This window comes from Brevibacillus parabrevis (assembly GCF_022701015.1).
GTDB lineage: Bacteria > Bacillota > Bacilli > Brevibacillales > Brevibacillaceae > Brevibacillus > Brevibacillus parabrevis.
This window is the reverse complement of sequence record NZ_CP064090.1, coordinates 5,698,317-5,715,860: the sequence shown is the minus strand read 5'-3', so window position 1 is coordinate 5,715,860 and position 17,544 is coordinate 5,698,317. Positions and strand designations below refer to the sequence as shown.

The 17,544-nt window shown below is 51.1% G+C and carries 11 protein-coding genes; 9 read left to right on the top strand and 2 right to left on the bottom strand.

Annotated elements, in window-relative coordinates; genetic code table 11:
• Positions 1–11: 11 nt before the first annotated feature.
• Together IRJ17_RS26170 and IRJ17_RS26165 are read left to right on the top strand one after the other, a co-directional pair.
• On the top strand, positions 12–1,304 hold the full coding sequence (locus IRJ17_RS26170) for an NCS2 family permease (protein ID WP_122962833.1): 1,293 nt from the start codon (positions 12–14) through the stop codon (positions 1,302–1,304).
• Positions 1,305–1,507: 203 nt separating this feature from the next.
• Entirely contained in the window at positions 1,508–1,984 is a 477-nt protein-coding gene (locus IRJ17_RS26165) for a hypothetical protein (protein ID WP_122962834.1), read from the top strand.
• A 732-nt stretch (positions 1,985–2,716) separates the two neighbouring features.
• On the opposite strand, the gene IRJ17_RS26160 is transcribed toward IRJ17_RS26165, so the two are convergent.
• Entirely contained in the window at positions 2,717–3,262 is a 546-nt protein-coding gene (locus tag IRJ17_RS26160; RefSeq protein ID WP_242772396.1) for a hypothetical protein, read from the bottom strand.
• A gap of 827 nt (positions 3,263–4,089) precedes the next feature.
• Between IRJ17_RS26160 and IRJ17_RS26155 the strand changes: the two genes are divergently transcribed.
• Positions 4,090–4,530, top strand: a complete 441-nt coding sequence (locus IRJ17_RS26155; RefSeq protein WP_173596057.1) for a GNAT family N-acetyltransferase — start codon at positions 4,090–4,092, stop codon at positions 4,528–4,530.
• 152 nt (positions 4,531–4,682) lie between these two features.
• Here IRJ17_RS26155 and IRJ17_RS26150 read toward each other — a convergent pair whose 3' ends face one another.
• Positions 4,683–5,741 (bottom strand): hypothetical protein, encoded by a 1,059-nt coding sequence (locus IRJ17_RS26150; RefSeq protein ID WP_122962835.1) that lies wholly within the window; start codon positions 5,739–5,741, stop codon positions 4,683–4,685.
• A gap of 357 nt (positions 5,742–6,098) precedes the next feature.
• Between IRJ17_RS26150 and IRJ17_RS26145 the strand changes: the two genes are divergently transcribed.
• The 6 genes from IRJ17_RS26145 (at position 6,099) to IRJ17_RS26120 (ending at position 17,467) form a co-directional block, all read left to right on the top strand.
• A complete protein-coding gene (locus IRJ17_RS26145) occupies positions 6,099–6,779 on the top strand; it encodes a queuosine precursor transporter (RefSeq protein WP_122962836.1) in 681 nt (226 codons plus the stop codon).
• Positions 6,780–6,949: 170 nt separating this feature from the next.
• Positions 6,950–12,481, top strand: a complete 5,532-nt coding sequence (locus tag IRJ17_RS26140; protein ID WP_242772394.1) for a chitobiase/beta-hexosaminidase C-terminal domain-containing protein — start codon at positions 6,950–6,952, stop codon at positions 12,479–12,481.
• 275 nt (positions 12,482–12,756) lie between these two features.
• Positions 12,757–13,488 (top strand): IclR family transcriptional regulator, encoded by a 732-nt coding sequence (locus tag IRJ17_RS26135; protein WP_173596059.1) that lies wholly within the window; start codon positions 12,757–12,759, stop codon positions 13,486–13,488.
• Positions 13,489–13,507: 19 nt separating this feature from the next.
• Positions 13,508–14,896: a hydantoin-5-propionate amidohydrolase gene (locus tag IRJ17_RS26130; protein ID WP_122962839.1), complete on the top strand. Its 1,389-nt coding sequence runs from the start codon at positions 13,508–13,510 to the stop codon at positions 14,894–14,896.
• Positions 14,897–14,898: 2 nt separating this feature from the next.
• Positions 14,899–16,254 (top strand): MmgE/PrpD family protein, encoded by a 1,356-nt coding sequence (locus tag IRJ17_RS26125; protein ID WP_242775337.1) that lies wholly within the window; start codon positions 14,899–14,901, stop codon positions 16,252–16,254.
• 7 nt (positions 16,255–16,261) lie between these two features.
• On the top strand, positions 16,262–17,467 hold the full coding sequence (locus IRJ17_RS26120) for a Zn-dependent hydrolase (protein WP_242772392.1): 1,206 nt from the start codon (positions 16,262–16,264) through the stop codon (positions 17,465–17,467).
• Positions 17,468–17,544: the final 77 nt, after the last annotated feature.

Below are 17,544 nucleotides of genomic sequence, written 5' to 3'. Positions count from 1 at the left end.
GGGAAATATACGTGCGTACGTGGCTGGAAAAACTTTTTCACTTGCGCGCTTGCGACACGACGTTTCAAAGGGAACTTATCGCCGGATTTATCGGCTTTGTCACCATTGTCTACATTGTTGCCGTAAACGCTTCGATTTTGCAGGATGCCGGAATACCGATGGAAGCGGGCATTCTCGCAACGGTACTGACCGCTTTTATCGGCTCGCTCTTGATGGCCTTCTGGGCGAATGCGCCGATTATTCTCGTCCCTGGTATGGGAATTAACGCGCTGTTCACTTATACGCTTTGCCAGTCGATGGGGCTGTCCTGGCAAGAGGCGCTGGCAGCCGTATTCGTTTCCGGGTTGATTTTTACCGTCATCGCCTTTACCCGGGTGGCGACGATTTTGTCCAATGCGATTCCTACGTCGCTGAAAGAAGCGATTACCGTGGGCATCGGTCTGTTTTTGACCTTTATCGGGCTGCAAAAAGGCGGCCTGATCGTCACCAACCCGTCCACATTCGTGGCGCTCGGCGATTTGTCCAGCCCGCACGTGGTAGTGACGCTGGTCACGTTGTTGCTTACGCTGATCTTGTTCGTGCGCAATGTCCCGGGCAATTTTTTGATCGGGATTGCGGCGGGAACCGGATTGGGTTTCTTGCTCGGGGTTGTTTCGCCGGGTGAAGGCGGCAGCTTCTCGTTTGCGCAGTACGGGCAAGTTTTTGCTGGCATGTCGTTTTCCGCCATCTGGACTTTGCCATTCTGGATCGCCACTTTTTCGCTGGCAATGGTGATCGTGTTTGAAAATATCGGATTGCTGCACGGGCATACAGCGATGTTCGGCCAGCCGCAAAAGTTTCGCCGCTCCTTGCAAGCAAACGCCTTGTCGGCAGCCATCTCGGGGATTATGGGAACCAGCCCGACGGTCGCTACGGTTGAGACAGCCGCAGGTATCGCCGCAGGTGGGCGCACAGGCTTGACCACGCTCGTGACCGGAACGCTTCTGCTGTTCTCGCTCGGCCTGATTCCGGTCGTGAAAATGATCCCGGATGGCGCCGTTGCTCCTGTGTTGATCATCATCGGGGCGTTGATGCTGCAAAATGTGCAAAACATCAACCTGAAAGACTTTTCCGAGGGCTTCCCGGCCTTCCTGATCATCGCGATCATTCCGCTGTCCTACAGCATTGTCGACGGAATCGCTTTTGGCTTCGTGGCGTACCCGCTGATGAAGCTCGCGCTGGGCAAACGCCAGGAAGTGCCTGCTCTGCTCTACGTGATCGCCGGACTGTTTTTGCTCAACCTGATGCTGCCGATTTTGGCGTGAGACAACGATACCCTGACGTAAATAGTCGGGGTATTTTTTTGTCTCGTTTGGGCGTGATGAAAAATTGCCTTTTGATAAAGATGAAATTACATAAAAAAGAGAGCATGCCTGTGTTAAGAAGAGGTTTCTATACGATATTACTTATTTGTGATATAATTTTAAAATGTAAATTTTATACAAAAATAGAAAGCGGGTAGATTCTAATGAGAAAAATTATTTTAGTTTTTCTGATTATTATTGCTGTTGTCTTAGGATTGCTTGCTAGAGATTTGTATAACTATAATTCTGCTACTGAAGCATTAAAAAAGATAAAAGTTGAGTATGAGGAAGATGGAACTACGATTAATGAAAGGGATAAAATAAGCATAAATTTAAAAATATCAGGAGTACCTCAAACAGGAGAGACCAAAATAATTATTCATGCAGACAATAGGTACTTAGAATTAGCTCCAGAGAGTTTCAAGCAAGCCGAAGGAGTCAGTTTTGAAGGGATGAAAGGAGGATATGAAGAGTCTGTATTTTCAGTTAGTCATGATGTGGAAATTCGATTGACATACTGGAAGAAAGGAAATAACTCTGCTCCACTCACCTCAGTTTATTCTTCCTTTGTGACAGAAGTGGATAACTACATTCTGAGCGATACAATTCTTTTTAGTGATATGTATCCATTTTCCTATTAAAAAAGTTACATAACTTAAATAAAAGAAGCTAAAAGCAAAAATAGCGGTTAGGTTATATAGCCTAACCGCTATTTTTGTGCAAATAAGATTATTTAATTATTTTAATCGTGTAGTAATCACTATGCGTTATTTCTGTATAATAATTGAGTAGTAGAGAATAGGAGTTGTATTTTGATCTGTATTTAAAATAACCATTAAAATTAACTTTTTTGCTTCCAGTGCTTATTGAAGAGGGCGTATCCATAAAATATTTTACAACAAAACCTGGAGCGGATTTAGGATTAACATCAAATTTTCTTTCATCTAGGTAACCAGAAGGGGAATAGGCTGAATTCCATGTTAATTTGTAGAGTAAGTTATCTGTACCTGATCCTGTTATTGTAACATCGTGAGCTCTCACAGTAATAAATTGTGTACCCACGTATTGTCCTAAGTACATTGGGATTTGGAACTCTGTTGTTGAATTGCTAATTGGCTCTACAGTGTTAAATACAAGAGGCGCATTAGTGTATACTCTTGTTCTGAAATCAACAATATCATGGTATCCAGTGTAATCAATCCCTTCTTTTTTTAATTTTGTTTCAATGTCCTTAATTTTTGTACCCCATCTAAATGCGTAATTATTACCAGCGTCTATATGTGTTGTCTCAGGCCCTTGAATTAAGTATCTATAGCCTTCTCCAGACCCACCTTGTAAATCGCTATAATAGGAGTCTTCTTCACTAAAAGATTTTAGAGCATTATTAGATAAGCTAAGTACAATAGGTTTTCTTTCTGTTTCAATTCTATATTTTTTATCTCAGAAGAATTTCCATCAAATATAAAAGTATTTGCATTTATTGGTTCTTCATTGTTTTCCAAGTATTCATAGATGTTAATGGTTGATTTATAGTCATTGTCTGATACTTTTTCTACTATTGCTTCAAATTGAATCAAGTCATTATTAGAATCTTTTCCAATAAAATAGTAAGCTTGATCTTCAGACAATACTTTATCTAATTCTCCTATTAAATTGTAGGAAATCCCTTGTTCTAAATTCTTAATCTTGGCTGAAAACAATTTTTCATTCACGTTAAACATTCCTTTTACATCTACACCGTGTTTTTCAGTTGTTATTTCTTCCCCTGTTGCTTCATTGTACTCCGTTTCTGAAGTGATTGACTCAAGGTGACCTACTGTCCTTATATTGAAATTTTTTTCTGCTGCCATACCACTAGGTGTAACCACTAAGGAAGATACAAGAGCAAAAGCTATAACTAAACTACTTATTTTTTTCATACTTATTACCTCCTTTATAATAAGTGAAATATTACCATTAATTATTTTTGTTGTAAAATATTGTTTAGGAGTTCATTTCCAATTATTAATATTTTGAAACTTTTACTTTGGCTTTCATACGTCTCTTAATAGCTATCTTTAAAATAAATAGGGTGCATAGTTTTCTAAAGCGTTTTTCATAGATGAGTCTTTGACAGGTTCTTGAGACCTTTGGTATCAAGGGCTAGAAAAGCATAAAAAAGACTTCACCTTCTTGGAGGTTTTCAAGCGACCAAGCACGAAAACTTCGAGAAAGGTGAAGTCACTTGTGCCAATACGTAAAAGAATTAAGAAGCATTCCCCCCAAGGTGCAACGGGGCACAGCCGCGAAGCGATTTTACGGGCTTTGTTGATGGCGCCGCGCGAAGGCACTTTTTAATTTATTGCCCTTCACCTGAGATTTATCAGTGATTTACGTTTGCGTTATCAATGTGGGTTTCCCATCGATCATCCGGTTCCATCCATTGCAACATTTAGATTTGAAATGGCGTACGCAGGCGACGACAGAAACGATCTCAAATTTCACTGCCCTCATGTGATGGGAAAAGTAAAGTTTCCACACGGTTCGAACTGGTGCTCCTCATCCAAATACGGAATGGTAGTAAAAGTGAACGGCACCGATGATCTCCACAAATTTTCATTGTCACATCGGGACACAAGAAAATTGGAGGAATCTGTATAATGAACGAGCAGGTGTAGAGCGATGCAATGCCTGTTTCAAGGAAAACCTGACAGCCAATGATTTTTATGTCGGCGGCATTCAAAAAGTGAAAAAGGGGAGGAAACAAATGCTCCAGCTAAAACAAATCCATGAACTGACGGATGATGTCGCGTCCGTCATCGCAGCGAGCATTTTCAACCCGACCGAGGAAAAGCTGAACGTGCTCATGCGGCTGTACAAGTCCGACCCGAACCGGATTTTGTACGCTTTCGCAGAGGGCGAAAAGCTCGTGGCGATCATTGGACTCAAAATCAATCGCACGGAAAATACCGCCGTCATTTTACATATCGCTGTCGAAGAAGCAAAAAGAGGAAAAGGAATTGGCCGCAAACTGATTGACGAGGTATTGCAGCAGCATTCGTTTGCTGCCCTGCAAGCGGAGACAGACCAGGACGCAGTCGCGTTTTATCAGGCGTGTGGCTTTGCCGTGGAGAGCCTGGGAGAGCTGTACCCCGGGACGGAACGTTTTTTCTGTGTCAAACCAAACAGTCATGACCGTGTCGTTTGAGCGCAAGCCGTCACACCCCATTGCATAAAAAAACGCCGAGACGTTGTTCACAGAAAAAAGACACCTGCTGCACCTGATCGGGCAAAAGGTGTCCTTTTCTTTTTCATGGCTCACGAAGTCTAGAGGCTCGGCTGGCTCAGATGCTTGAAAGCTTAGCGCTTCACCAGCACGAACGCTTTTTTCACTTCATCCAGCGTCATGACCAGCGAGAGAAACTTTTTGCCTTGGTCTGTTGCCGGGTCGAATACGCTGTCCTGAGGCAAAGCAGCTGCATAGACCGTGTTGGTAGCGGGATCTTGCGCGATTTCGTAGCCGACTGGCGGCTCGTCAGGGTTGTTCAGCTTTTTCCAGTCGTTTTTGTCAAAAGCGTAGATGACGACGACAGCCGCCTGATCTTCCGTTTTGCTTGCGTTGAACTGGAAGGAAGTCACGCTTTTGGCTTCCGGCAAGTAAGGGTCTGCGTTCGGGCCTGTCCGCTCGTCAATCAGGATGTTGCCGTTCCAAGACTTTGGCGCGAGAAAAGCATACGCGGAGTCATGGCTTTTAAAAGAACCTTGGTACACTTGCTTTTCCGTTTTGGTCGGCTCGAAGTGGGCGCTCATCAATTCCCATTTGTTTTGGCTCCATTTCCATTTCGACTGGAGGTAGCCGCGAACGTCCGCATTGTAATCTCCGGTCAGGCGCTCTGTGCCTTCCAGAACGTACAGGCCGTTTTTATTGTTGTCGATCGGTTTCAGCTGGACGAATCCGCCGCCGAGCACACCTGCCTTGTTTTTATCCAGTCCAGGCAAGCTGAGCTTCTCGGCTTTACCGTTTTTCAGCGTGTAAATATAGTTGGTGGTATAGCCGCCGCTGCCGCCTGTATCAGCCGAAACCATGATTTCGCCTTTTTTGTCGTAAGTGAAATCTTGCACGGACAGCTTTGGCTCATAGCCGCTGTCTTTGAGGTCAATCGTCACGGACTTTTTCGTTTGGCCGTCTGTCACTTTGACAGTGAGATCGCTCACGTACGGGCTGTTTTTCTCCTTTTTGCCATACAAGGCGATCGTGTCGGCTTTGTTGTCGCCGGTAACGTCTGCCGTTTTTTGCGAGAGCACCTGCAAGTTTTTCGGTGCAGAGCTTGTGCTTGCGGCATCGGCAGTCAGGGCTTGTCCGGTGAAAAGCACCGAAGTGAGCACCGTTCCGGTTACGATTTTGTTCCAGTTGTTCATGATGAAAATCCTCTCCTGTCCAGATGTTTGTTCGTGGTGTGTGTGGTGAGTGAGCTCGTGTCTTGCTATGCGTTCATTATGTACGAAGCAGATAGCGAAATGGTTACAACCGGATGACATCGTGCTGACAAAGGAGTAACAGGACATGCTTGAAGGATCGTTGTCATGAAAAATAGCACGTGGAAAACGACAGCGGGCGACATGCGGCGCGGCAAGCCGGAGGGGGAGGGGGAGGGAGTGGGAACCTCGCCAAGATATCATTGCGAAAACAAGCAAATCCAAGTACAATGTTGGAATGCCCAAAAAGGGCCGCGGTTCGCAAAACTCCCGCGTTATCAAAACTAGGAGGCATTATATATGTTTAATCTTACACTTGGAGTCTTTTTCGCTCTGGTGAATTTCGGGCTGTTTCTGCTCTGCTACCGCCTGTTCGGCCGCATGGGGCTGTATGCCTGGATCGGGATGGCTACGGTGCTCGCCAACATACAGGTGGTGAAAACCATCGAAATGTTTGGACTGGTCATGACATTGGGCAACACGATTTACGCGTCGATTTACCTCGTGTCAGACCTGCTGAACGAAAAGTATGGGGAGAAGGCAGCGAAAAAGGCAGTCTGGTTCGGATTTTTTACCTTGATCGCGACGACGATCATTATGCAGCTCGTGCTTGTATTTGAGCCGCAAGAGACAGACATTTCGCAGCAATCGCTGGAGACGCTGTTCGGTTTGATGCCGCGGCTTGCGCTGGGCAGCCTGTGCGCGTATTTGCTCAGCCAGTTTGTCGACGTGAAAATTTACTCCTGGCTGAAAAAGAAATGCCCGGGCCGCAATCAGCTGTGGATTCGCAACAACGGAAGCACCTTGTTTAGCCAATTGCTCGATTCCGTTACTTTTTGCACGATTGCTTTTCTCGGCGTGTACCCGATGGAAGTATGGTGGCAAATTTTGCTGACTACCTACCTGATCAAATTTGTCGTATCGGCCGCTTCCACGCCGGTTCTCTATATCGCCCGCAGTATGAAAGTTCCGGAGGATTAAGTGAAAAGACAGAAAAACCGCCAAAGCATCGTGCTTTTTGGCGGTTTTTGTTGTGTGCATAATGGAAGGATTATACATTGTTTACATCAAATTTACATACAGTTCAGATTGATTGTTTACGATGTTCATAGCTTTCGTTTCGTATTTTGGAGAGGAGGAATGAAGAAAGAATGTCACACAAAAACCAAGGTTTTCGCCGTTTGCCCAAGCTGGCGCTAATCGCAGCTGTGGTTGCGGGCGCGGTTTTGCCGACGGGATGGCTGCCGCAGGCAAAGGCGCAGCATGCCGATCATATCGTGATCAGCGAGGTGTACGGGGGCGGAGGAAACAGCGGGTCCCATTACAAAAATGACTTTATCGAGCTGTACAACCCGACTAGCACACCAGTATCTCTTAACGGCTGGTCGGTGCAATACGGTTCTGCCAAAGGAACAGGCGCCTGGCAAAAGTCCAGTTTGACTGGCACGATTGCCCCGTATGGCTTTTATTTGGTCAAACAGGCGGCAGGCACAGGGGGCATAGCAGAGCTTCCCGCACCAGATGATACAGGGACGCTGAACTTGTCCGGCACGGAAGGAAAGGTTGCGCTGGTCAGGAGCGGAACCGTTTTGACCGGAACCGATGTGTCATCCCCTGATATCGTCGATCTGGTCGGCTTCGGAGCAGCCAATGCGTATGAAGGCGCAGCACCTGCTCCGGCTACGACGGCCTCCACCAGTGTCTCCCGCAAAAGCAACGCCGACGGCATCGCGCCAAACGGCGGAAACGGCTGGGATACGAACGATAACAGCGCCGACTTCATCGCGGGTGAGCTGACGCCAAAAAACACGGCGAGTCCGGCGGAAACTCCGCCTGCGACAGATGTCACCGAGAAGCCGAGCGGCAGAGGGCTGCTGTTTGACAACACGAATCCGGCGGCAGCCACCATTCGCGGCTATGTCCGCCCGAATGTCACGATCAAAGTATACGCAGCCCAGCCTACGGGAAGCGAAACAGCTCTGGCTGAACAAGCAGCAGACCAAGCCGGGCAAATCGATTTGACTTTTGCCAATCCCAATCCGGGGGCAACGGCTGTCTATCTCACGGCAAAAGAAGGCAGCAAACAGGAAAGTCAGGGCGCGGAACTGGTTCCAGCAGCCACAAGCCCTGCCATCGCAGTAGACAAAGTCAGTTTGCAGCAAGGGGGGCAGACAGCCGAGCTGAAGGGCCAGGCAGGAGCGGCAGCGGGCAAGGCGATTCTTCGCGCGTATGACGCTCCCGGCGGAAACAGCTTGCTGCTCGGCGGCAGTCCGACAGGAAGCGCAGCGGACAACGGGGCCTTTTCCTATTCGGTTCAAGTTCCCGATCAGCTGGAAAAAGTGTACGTGACGCAGCAGCTTGCGGACGAGCGCGGCCAGATGTTCGAAAGCGAGCCTGTAGCCGTGGCGAAGGCTGTGCTTGCGCCGAGCGCGATTGCCGAAGCGAGAGTTTTGGCCAAAGGGACAACAGCCATGATTGAAGGAACCGTCACAGCCATGTTCGAGGCAGGCGGGCAGTTCAACGTCTACATGCAGGATGACACAGCCGGGATTGTCCTGCGCGCGCCAGGACTTGCGGGCAAGATCGAGGTCGGAGACAAAATTCAGGCGATCGGAAAACTGAACGACTACTACGGGCTTGCCCAGTTGGAAGCGGCTGCCGATCAGGTCACGGTCGTAGAAAAGCAGGCAGGCGTGCCAGCACCGCAGTTGGTTACCTCGGCCGATTTTGCGGCAAGCACGGGAGAAGCAATCGAAGGCAAGCTGGTCACAGTTCACCAAGTTACGGTAAAGTCCGTACAAAGCGGAAACTACACGCTGCAAGACGCGCAGGGAAGCTTTCTGTCGCGTCCATCGCCAGCGCTTCTTTTGGAAAAGGACGTGACCTACGCCAGCATCACCGGGGTCGTCAATTACGATTATAACGAGTACAAACTTGTGCCGCGCACGGCGGCTGATCTGGTAGAGGATGCGACCACAGTGCCGACTGTGACAGCGTATCCGCAAGGGCCGCTGATCGCCGCAGGCACCAAAGTAACTTTGTCTACGTCTATGGCCGATGCGAAAATTTACTACACGACAGACGGTTCGCCGCCGACTCGCGCCAGTGCCGTCTATACAGCCCCGCTCCAGATTGATGCGGACACGACGATTCAAGCGCTTGCAGTCAAAGAAGGCTTTACGGACAGCAAAGTCGCCACGTTCCGTTACACGATCCAAAAAGACAACATTCGCATTCATGATATCCAAGGAGCTTCGCACCAATCGCCGATGGCGGACGGCACGGTAAAAGCCGTTGCGGGAATTGTCACGGCGGTCGTGAAAAGCGGCGGAACGGTCCAGGGCTTCTACATGCAAGACACAGCTCCCGACGATGATCCGCGTACATCAGAAGGAATTTATGTGTATGAGCCGAAAGCAGCCGTCAAACCGGGCGATGAAGTGAGCGTCGACGGGACTGTGAAGGAGTATGTGCAACAGAGCAGGGCGGCCACTGACCTCACGCAGACGCAGATTGATGCTGCGAAAGTCACCGTGACGAAACCGGATCAGTCCTTGCCAGACCCGATTGTGCTCGGAAAAGGAAATTACCGCTATCCAAAAAGGGTCATCGACAACGACAGTCTGGGCAAGTTCGATCCGGAGGAGGACGGCATTGATTTTTGGGAAAGCCTCGAAGGGATGCTGGTTCAGATCGACAATCCAGTCGTGGTCGGGGAGACAAAAGTTTTCTCCAACCCGGCAAGCGTTGAGTTCGTCATCATTGACGACCAGGCGCACCCCGATCAGCCGCGCACGCCAGCGGGCGGAGTTTTGCTGCAAGCAGACGATTTTCACCCTGAGCGCATTACGGTAGCGGACAAATTCGAGCCGATCTTGGATCATCCGAAGGTTGGCGACACTTTTTCCGAACCGTTGGTAGGAATTGTCGATTACAGCTTTGCGAACTACAAGCTGTATCACACCAAAACGTTTTCCGTACAGGCAGGCGAAAGCGAGCCGACTGTGACCAAACTGTCTCCGAAACCGGATAAGCTCGTGATCGCTTCCTACAACATCGAGAACTTTTCCGCCAAGACGGATTCAGACAAAATCGGGCGCATCGCGGAAACGATCGTGGAGAACATGAAAGCGCCGGATATTATCGGTGTCGTAGAGATGCAGGACAACAACGGGCCGACAGACAACGGTGAGACGGATGCTGCCAAATCGGCGCAAGCGTTGATTCAGGCCATCGGGCAAAAGAACGGGCCTGCTTACCGCTACGTCGATATCGCTCCGCAAAACAACCAGGACGGCGGCCAGCCAGGCGGCAACATTCGCGTCGGATTTTTCTACAACCCGGATCGCGTGCAACTGGCAGACGGCGCAGCGGGAACAGCAACAGAAGCGGTGCAGGTCGAGTCGCGCAACGGAGCGCCGCACCTCACACTCAATCCGGGCCGGGTCGATCCGAACAACGAGGCGTTCGCGTCCAGCCGCAAGCCGCTGGCAGCCGAGTTTGTATTCCAGGACCAATCCGTGTTTGTCATCGCCAACCATTTTAATTCCAAGGGCGGAGATGGGGCGCTGTTTGGCAAAGATCAGCCGCCGAAGCTGGTGAGTGAAGCACAGCGGATGAAAATCGCCGGCGTTGTGAACCGCTTTGTCAAACAGATTCACGCAGCAGACGCCAAGGCAAACGTAGTTGTTTTGGGTGACCTGAATGACTTCCCCTTCTCCAACCCAGTGAGAGCTTTGGCGGATGGAGCTTTGACCAACATGGTCGAGACGCTGCCGCCGGGCAGACAATACACGTATGTGTACCAAGGCAACTCGCAAGTGCTCGATCAAATTTTGGTCAGCCCGCATCTGGAATCGAACGCGAAGGTCGATATCGTGCATATCAATGCCGGGTTCACAGAGCGTCAAGGCCGGGTAAGCGACCATGATCCGGTGCTTGTGCAGCTCGATTTGCAAAATCAAGGCGAGTACGAAACGACAGCGCAGGAAGTAGCAGACAGTATCACGCGCATCGCCCAGCCAGCAGCCGGAGCGACCAGGCTCGCTCTGCCGCAAGTGCCGGCAAAATTTGCGGTGGCGATCAAGTCGTCGAGCGACACCGATGTCGTAGCGCTGGATGGCACGATCACGCCGCCGAATCGCGCGACGAGTGTAGAGCTGATTTTGCAAGTGACCAGGCTGTCAGATCAATCGACTGCCCTGACCCAAACGCTTGCGGTACAAGTGCCTGCCAAACCGACAAGCCCGTCGATTCCGCCAGTCACCCCGCCAGACACGACACCGACGCCGGAAAAGCAGAGGGAGTTGAACAAGCAAGCGGAAAACGCGATTTTGTCTGCAACCGACGAGGAAAGCATTGTGAAACAGGTGGGCCTCGTTCTCGGCAGTTTGGAAAAGCTGCTCCAATCGAAAAAGCCGGAGCCAGCGGACAAGTGGGATACAGTTTCCGATACGATTTCAACGGTGCTGGCTGCTGTAATGGAGCAGGCCGAACGTGACGTCATCCGGGAAGCGACACTGCGTGATTTGACCGAATCATTTTTGCAAAAAGCGTTTGATCCTCTTGTCAGCGAAAAAGGGGAGGACGAAGAGCTTGCCAGACTCGGGCTTGCTGCCTTGACGAACTTTGCCAAAACGGCGCTCGCCCCACTCGATGCAGAAGATATCTCAAAAGACGCGGCGAAACGCGTTCGCGTCCTGGCTGAAACGCTGCTGAAACAGGCTGGCACAATCGAGGTCGAGTCTGGAGCCGAGATCAAGGCGTCAGACGAGCAAGTGGAGGAATTGCTGGAAACGCTCGGCGATTTCCTTGTGGCAATCAAGGATGTGAGGGAAAAAATCGGCTTCACGCCTGCGTTGTTCATCCAGATCGAAGAGGAGGCAGTAGAGGCACCCGAGGAGGATGATGCCGATACAGAAGATCGCTTCCAGAGCAAACAAGCAAGGCAGGAAGAGCAGCAGATTTCACTGGATCAGCAACTGGTCGAAGTGTTGAAGAAAAAGGAGATCGGTGCAAGCCTGACCGTACCTGGCGGGGCATGGGTGGAAGTGCCGGGAGCGTATTTTGCGGCGGAACGGGCCAGAAAATTCGCCCTCTCCTTGACGGAAGCAGAAGGAAACGGGTGGCAAGGCGTTCCCAATCCGGGCGAAGCCTACCTGTTGCAAGCGTGGAGTAACGGAAAAGAACTGACCAGCCTGGGCAAAGCAGGCTTCACGCTCGGATTGCCCGCTGCAACTGACGGCGACGACAAGCGGCAAGTTTACACGTACCGGAACAAAAAGTGGAAGACGGTAACCGGAGCCAGGGGCAAGCCGATCAAGGTGACGCAAGAGGATGACATGGCTGTGTTCCCGGTGCAATCCGCTGCGGCTTACGTCGTCGGAGATGCCGCTTTGGACAAACTCGAAGTCAAGGCAAAATCGCTAAAGCTCGTACCTGGAGAGGAGCTGCAGCTTGAAGTCCTCGCTACTTACGGCGACGGAAGTTCAGAAGAAGTGACGGATGCAGCAGGAATCCAGTTCGAGTCGAGCGTGCCCGAGCAGGTGGAGGTAGACGAGACAGGACGGATTCGCGTCTTGGCAGATGCCTCTGGGGGTACAAGGGCAACGATCACGATCCAGTATGAAGGCAAGACGGTGAAGGTGTATGTGTTTGTGCGAAATGTAGAAACTAGCCAATGAGCGAAAAGCTCCTCTGTCAAACAGGGGAGCTTTTTCTTTTTTGCTGCGTACCAAACAAAACCCGCTCGTATCAAGCATTTATGGCCGGGAGAAAAGCTTTATTTTCAGGCAAATGAAAAAATGAGTTGTCTTCAGCAAACGAAGTGCGCTATAGTAAAAACATAAAATTTAATAAATGATAATCAATTATCAAATGTTGATAATGGAACAAGAGTCAGTCCTATGCTAATCTGTTAGGAGGGATATCACACTACGAAAGAAGGATACAAGATCAGATGAGTGCAGAGAAAACCTTGGACATTTTGGATTTGTTCGATTTTGACACAAGAGCGTTGAACGTACCGCAAATCGCCGAGAAGTTGGGACAGCCGCAAAGTTCTGTCTATCGTCATCTGCGTTTGCTCAAAGAAAAAGGCTATATCATGGAATCGGCCAACGGGTACTACAGCCTGGGCTACCGTTTTTTGAAGCTGGCGAAAATCGTCCGCCTGGACATGAACATAACAGCCATCGCGCAGCCTGTGATGAGGCAATTGACCAAGGAGACAGAAGAGACGTCGATTTTGCTGGTGTACTCCAACATGCAGGCGGTCTGTCTCGAAACGATTGCGTCTCATCAGCCCATCAAAGTTTCGTCGGAGCAAGGACAGATTGTTCCGTTGTACGGCGGGGCATCTTCCAAGGCGCTGCTTGCCTTTCTTGCAGAGGAGATCGTGGAAGAGCTGTACGGGAAAGGGTTTGTGCGCAAACATACCGAGCAGACGATCACCGATCTCGCCGTCATGAAACAAAATTTGGCTGAAATCAGAGAGAAGGGGTACGCCTTCTCGGATGGGGAGATCGATGAAGGCGTCGTTTCTTACGGTGTACCCATCCATGATTCCGATCAGCAGGTTGTCGCTTCTTTGAGCATTGCCGGACCTCGTGGACGGATGCTGGAAAAAGACGAAAAGGAACTGGTTGCCCATCTGATGGCAGCGGCAGAGTCGATTCAGCGCTATCTGTAAAGATAGGTGGGAGAATAGAATGGAAAAATACGATTTGGTTGTTCGCGGGAAAATGGTACGAGAAGATCAGGTGACTTTGGGACAGATTGGAGTCAAGGACGGGAAGATTGCCGTTATCGAGTCGCCGGATGCGGTTCTTGTGGCGGATAAGGTGCTGGATTTTGCCAACGCCTACGTGTTCCCGGGAACCATCGATGTTCACGTTCACTGTTTCAGCAATCCGAACGAAGGATTTATCCCGACGAGCATGTCTGCGGCAGCAGGGGGAATCACGACATTTCTGGACATGCCCTACGACCTGCCAAATCCGATTTCGAATGTAGAAATCTTTGAAAAAAAGGTAAAACAATTGGAGCAAGAAGCGGTCGTGGACATATGTCTGTGGGGCACCATTTCCAAAACGAACGGGACGGATCAGATCGTGCCGCTCGCGGAGGCTGGCGCCGTCGCTTTCAAAATGTCCACGTTTGAGACCGATGCGTACCGTTTTCCGCGCATCCCGGACCCGGAAATTATCAAGGCGATGGAGCTGATCAAAGAAACGGGACTGCGCGCAGCTTTTCACTCCGAAAATGACGAAATCATCGTCGACATGATCGAGGAGTATAAACAGGCAAACAAAGTGTACCCAAAAGCGCATAATGAGACGCGCCCGCCTGTCACCGAGACAAGCGCCGTGCTCAAGCTGATGGAATTTGCCTATTGGACAGGCGTGAAGCTGCACATCGTCCATGTCAGTCATCCGCGTACGATCGATTTGATCAATGCTTTCAAGGCGCAAGGCGTCCAGGTGACGAGCGAAACTTGTTATCCGTACTTGCTGCTGGACGTGAACGCACTGGATCAGTTCGGACCGAAAGCGAAAAACAATCCTCCGCTGCGCGAGCCAGAGGAAGTGGCAGGGTTGTGGAAGCACCTCCAGGACGGGAATATCGAACTGATTTCCTCCGACCATGCGCCATGGGGAGCCGAGCACAAAAATCCGGGCAATGACAACATTTTCAAAGCGGCATCCGGTTTGCCAGGCGTGGAGATCATGACGCCGCTGATGTTTGCTGCGACGGTAGCAAAAGGCACGATGACCCCTGTCCAGTTCGCCAAAGTAATGGCGCAGCATCCGGCAGAAGTGTTCCAGATTCCGGGCAAAGGGAAAATCGCGGTAGGCTACGATGCCGATTTTGCCGTGATTGATCCTGACCAGACATGGGTAATTGACGAGACTCGCTTCCGCTCTCATTCGAAAATGTCGCCGTTCCACGGCCAGGAAGTGAAGGGCAAAGTCATTCAGACGATTGTGCGCGGGACGACTGTGTACGACGGCGAAGAGGTCACTGTCGAGCCGGGCTTCGGTTCGTTTGTTCCCGGTTCCGCTTACAAGGGAGCGGCTGTTGGGGGGCGCAACCATTGAGCATGGAGCGATTTACAGACATGTTGAGCGAACTGCTCGACTTGCGGCCGGAAGACATCCCTGACGAGACGATCGAGCGGGCTACGTGGATGATTGCGGATACGCTGTTTGCTGCCTGCTACGGCTTCGCTTCGCCAGAGCTGAGCGCCTATTTGGAAAACGTGGCTTTTGCCGAGCGGGACGAACTGCACGCCGTTCCCGTATTTGGAACCGGATTGTATACGACGAGTGCGCAGGCAGCGATGCTGTACGGCACTGCGATCGTAACGAATGAGCTGGATGAGGGCAACCAGTTTGCAAAAGGGCATCCTGCGGCGCACATGCTCGCGCCTGCCCTGATTACCGCCCTGGAGCACAAGGCGTCAGGCGCAGAACTGATCCGTGCCTTTGCCATTGGCTATGAAGTAGCAGCGCGTCTGGCTTATGCGAGCAACATGAATGACGACATGCACCCGCACGGAACGTGGGGAATTGTCGGGGGAGCGGTTGCCAGCGGCCTTTTGCAAAAAAAGTCCAGGCAGCAAATCATCGAGGCGGCGCTGCTCGCTGCCTCGCTCCCGCTGGCAACGTCTTGGGAAGCAGCCGTCACGGGGATGACGGTTCGCAATCTGTATGCCGGGATCGGCAGTTTTCTGGCGTTGCAGGCGTGGGAGTTCCAGGCGGCCGGTTTTGCAAGCAGCGAGCATGTCGTCGACCATCTGTGGGGAACGATTTTGTCCAAAGGCATCCGGTATGAGCTGTTCCAGACGGATTTGTGGGCACCGCCCTTGTTGAACAAAAATTACTTCAAGCTATACCCGTCTTGCCGTTTTTCCCATTCCGCAATCGATGCCCTGCTTGCTCTCCAGCAAGAAATGGAGCTGCATGCAGCGCAGATCGACTTCGTGCAAGTAGAGACGTACGGTTTGGCGGCCCGCCTGGACGATCCAGATCCGGCGAACGCTTTGGCGGCGAAGTTTTCCATCCCGTTTTTGCTCTCCGTGCTCATCCACGGCCATTCGCTGTACGATTGCTTCTCTGGGGCCCTGTTCCAAGACCGTTCTGTCCGCGAGCTGGCGAAAAAAATACGCGTGACGGAAAGTGCGGAAATGACGGCGCTGCTGCCAGCCAAGCGTGCGGCGAGAGTGACGGTTGCGACGCGCGAAGGCACAACGAAAAGCGTCTACGTCGATGCGGCATCGGGGGGATTCGATCAGCCGTTTCCAACAGAATTGCTACGCGACAAATTTACCAGCATGCTCGGTCGATGGAAGGCGGATGTATCCAGCAAGATGATCGCAGAAGCCTTGCTGCTGCCAGAGCGAACGTCCGTCAGCGAATGGCTGGAGCGGATCGAAAGTTGGTCAGTGGAAGGATGAAGACAACATGACACGAATGCGCATCAACCTCGAACGGTTGAAAAACAACTTGATGGAAGTGGGCGCGGTTGCCAATGCAGGAACAGCAGGCTATACCCGGCTGGCCTACTCCGCCGAGGAAAAAAGGGCGCTTGCCTGGCTGCAAGAAAAGATGTCCGCACTGAAGCTGACGGTAAACGAAGACAGCTTGGGAAACGTGACTGGTCGGTGGGGAGCTGCGGGAGTACCCGCCATTGTGTTTGGCTCCCACCTCGATACGGTGCCAAACGGCGGATTGTACGACGGAGCGCTCGGCGTCATCGTCGGACTGGAATGTATCCAGACATTGCAGGAAGCAGGCAGCCTGCCGGAAGTGCCGCTAGAACTGGTTGGTTTTGTAGGCGAGGAAGCCAATCTTCTCGGAGGCACATTTGGCAGCAGAGCAGTCGCAGGATCAATCGAACAGTCGGAAGATTTTGACGAAAAATTGCGTCAGTTGAACTTTACATGGTGCGACGTTGCAGGCGCCAAGCGCAGTAAAGACGACTACCATTGCTATCTGGAACTGCACATTGAGCAGGGCGCCCTTTTGGAAACCAATCAAAAGCGAATCGGCATTGTGACAGCCATTGCGGGAATCCTGAGACTAGCCGTGAAAGTAAAGGGGCGGGCCAGCCACTCCGGCACGACACCGATGCATCTGCGCCATGACGCCTTGCTTGATGCGGCGCGCTTGATCCAGGAGGTCAACAGGCTCGCTGTCGCAGCGAACAGCGATATTGTGGCAACGGTTGGCGAAATAGCTATTTCGCCCAATCTGGCAAACGTCGTGCCAGGCGAAGCCGATCTCAACATTGAAATTCGCGGCAGCAACTGGGAGGAAATGAAGGGGATTGAGGAGCAGATTCGGAACTGGTCGCAAGCCAATATCGCGGCCCGGATCGAGGTGGACGTGGAAAAGCGGCCAAATGCGCTCTCGCCGCGGATTCAGGCGAACATAGAGGCAGCGTGCCAGCAACTAGGCGAGTCTTACCAGTACATGTTCAGCGGGGCCAATCACGATGCCAACTCGCTGACGGCTGTTACCGACGTCGGCATGATTTTCGTTCCCAGCAAGGACGGGGTTAGCCATCATCCGGATGAGTTTACGTCTTGGGAAGACATTGAGGCTGGAGCCAATGTCATGCTGGAAACGCTGCATTTGTTGATGAAAACATACGGACAGGCCCAATAAAAACAGTCACAGAGCAGGCGAACGGAGCGCTGGCCATTTTTACCGGAACGGCTGTAAACGACCGGACCGGGCGGCTG